The sequence below is a fragment of the Lamprocystis purpurea DSM 4197 genome (genome assembly GCF_000379525.1).
Taxonomy (GTDB): domain Bacteria; phylum Pseudomonadota; class Gammaproteobacteria; order Chromatiales; family Chromatiaceae; genus Thiodictyon; species Thiodictyon purpureum.
Window position 1 is genome coordinate 1 of the sequence record NZ_KB902433.1, and the last position, 2,376, is coordinate 2,376.

Below are 2,376 nucleotides of genomic sequence, written 5' to 3' on the forward strand. Positions count from 1 at the left end.
GCAAGCACCCAGAAGTCGTCCGCGAGATTCTCGCATAAGATGCGGAATCTTAGGAACAACATGCCGCACTGATTGCGTTTTTGCGGAGTTCCGGGAGTTGGGAGTTCCGGGGACAGTTTACTTAATTCTCGAACCCAAGAGGGGAAAAGGGGCCAGGCTCGAATGGCACTGACTTAAGCCCAACCAACTGAGAAAAAAGAAAATCTTTGGTCGATAGCTGCAAGTGGTAGGCTGGAGGTTGCGATCGAGCAACACGTCACCCGAGGGACCAGCAAGATGCATCGCGGATCACAGACCAGGGCCGTTCAACACCGCGTGCAGACCTGCATCGCACAGCCTGCGACCGACGCTTTTTTCGACCTGCTGACCGGACCGCGGTTGCTGGAGGGCGGCGACGCACCGGCGCCACACAGTCGCAACCGATTGTTCCCGCAGAGGAAGGTGTTGTCGATGTTTTGTACTCAGGTGCTCTCGGCAGACCGCTCGTGCCAACGCGCCGTCGATGGCGAGGCGATCCGGCGCTTGGCGCTGGACCTGCCGCCCTGCCGCAACAATACCGGGGGCTATTGCAAAGCGCGACAGCGGCTGCCGACGGACCTCCCCATGACACTGGCCCGTGACACCGGGGCCCTGGTGTCGGCGGCGATCCCGAACCATTGGCGGTGGCAGAATCGGCGGGTGTGGTTGGTCGATGGGACGACCTTGTCGATGCCTGACACCCTGGCCAACCAAATCCACTGGCCGCAGCCCGCCACCCAGACGCCGGGTTTGGGGTTTCCGCAGTGCCGCATGGTGGGGTTGATCAGCTTGGGCAGCGGTGTGTTGTGTGATGCGGCAATCGCCCCCTGCGAGGGCAAGGGCAGCGACGAGCAGACGTTGCTGCGTATGCTGGCCCCGCGGCTGGCAGCGGGCGATATCCTGGTGGGCGATGCGTACTTTCCAACCTACTTCCTGCTGTGCTGGTTGGTAGCGCATGGCGTCGACGGGGTCTTCGAGCAGTTCGGCGCCCGTCGGCGTACCACGAATTTCGCTCTCGGACAGATACTTGGCCCACGCGACCATCGCATCCTGTGGTGTCGGCCCGACCGTCCCGACTGGATGACCGCGGTCGACTACGCCGCTGTGCCGGTCACGCTGATGGTGCGCGAGTTGGCCGCGGGGGGCAAGATCCTGGTGACGACCCTGCTGTGCCCTAACCGCTACCCCAAACCGGCAATCAGCGCCCTCTACCGGCGTCGCTGGAGCGTCGAACTCGATCTGCGCAACATCAAGACCACGCTCGGCATGGAACAGCTTTCGTGCAAGAGCCCGGCGATGGTGGAGAAGGAAATCTGGGTCTACCTGCTGGCCTATAACTTGATCCGGCTGCTGATGGCGCAGTCGGCGCTGCTGGCCGACCAGGTCCCGCGCCAACTCAGCTTCAAGCACGCGGTGCAACTGTGGACCCTGTGGCAAGCCTACCGCGACGCCCTCGCCGCAGCGTCCGATATGGCGGCCTTGCTCGCCCTGATGGCCGAGCAACGCGTCGGGCGGCGTCCCGGCCGGATCGAGCCCCGCGCGCTCAAACGACGACCGCGCAACTTCCCGCTGCTCATGGAGCCCAGGGCGCTGGCGCGCCAGGAAGTGCGACTCCACGGGCACCCCAAGAAAGCGAAGTGAAAGCGCACGGAAATGCATCGGGTCGTCACGCATAACAGGACGATTTACATGAAGAATTTGCTTAAGTCAGTGCCATTCGGGCCAGGCTCAATTAGATTCTGTGCCGCCCGCTGGACTTAATCGAGCCTCGCACCGTATTCCGCTGGTCGCGAAGCTCCTGCTTCGCGACCTCTGCGCCGAAGCTCCAGCTTCCGGGACCATCGGCGTCCGGGTACGAGTTTAGGAAGCGAAGCCGGCCGACGCTCAAACGCCAATGACCGCCTCGCCGTAGCGAATGACCAGCGGATCGCGACTCAACAGCCGCAAGGGCTCGGTCTGGGCCTGGGCGACCAGCAGGCGGTCGAAGGGGTCGCGGTGATGGTTGGGCAGTCGCTCGACTGCCGCGGCGTGCTCGGGGNTGATCGGCAGCAGGTCGTCGCCGGCCAGGCGGAACCAGTCGAGCGCCTCANCGCCCGAGATCGGCATGTCGGTACGCGCCAGCGCGTGCTTGATNGCGATCTCCCAGACGGTCGCGGCACTGACCAGCACCTGGTTANCCGGATCCTCGATCAAGGACCTCGCGCGCGCGGACAGGCGCGGGTCGTCGGTCAGTGCCCAGAGCGCGATATGGGTATCGAGCAGNAGCCTCAATGCGTCGCATCCCCGCCGAACAGTTCATCGATCAGCGCGTTACAACCGTCGATCGATTCCGGCACCTGAAACTGGCCGACCGCCGCG

2 protein-coding genes are annotated in these 2,376 nt (G+C 63.8%); one reads left to right on the plus strand and one right to left on the minus strand.

The features are described 5' to 3' along the window. Positions 1-276 precede the first annotated feature (276 nt). Entirely contained in the window at positions 277-1,659 is a 1,383-nt protein-coding gene (locus A39O_RS0107780; RefSeq protein WP_020504123.1) for an IS4 family transposase, read from the plus strand. 243 nt (positions 1,660-1,902) lie between these two features. On the opposite strand, the gene A39O_RS0107785 is transcribed toward A39O_RS0107780, so the two are convergent. Further along, a complete protein-coding gene (locus A39O_RS0107785; protein WP_020504124.1) occupies positions 1,903-2,289 on the minus strand; it encodes a type II toxin-antitoxin system VapC family toxin in 387 nt (128 codons plus the stop codon). Positions 2,290-2,376 lie beyond the last annotated feature (87 nt).

What these genes read in the sequence shown, in the direction of transcription:
- A39O_RS0107780 (WP_020504123.1), top strand. Translation starts at nt 277, where the DNA reads ATGCATCGCGGATCACAGACCAGGGCCGTTCAACACCGCGTGCAGACC.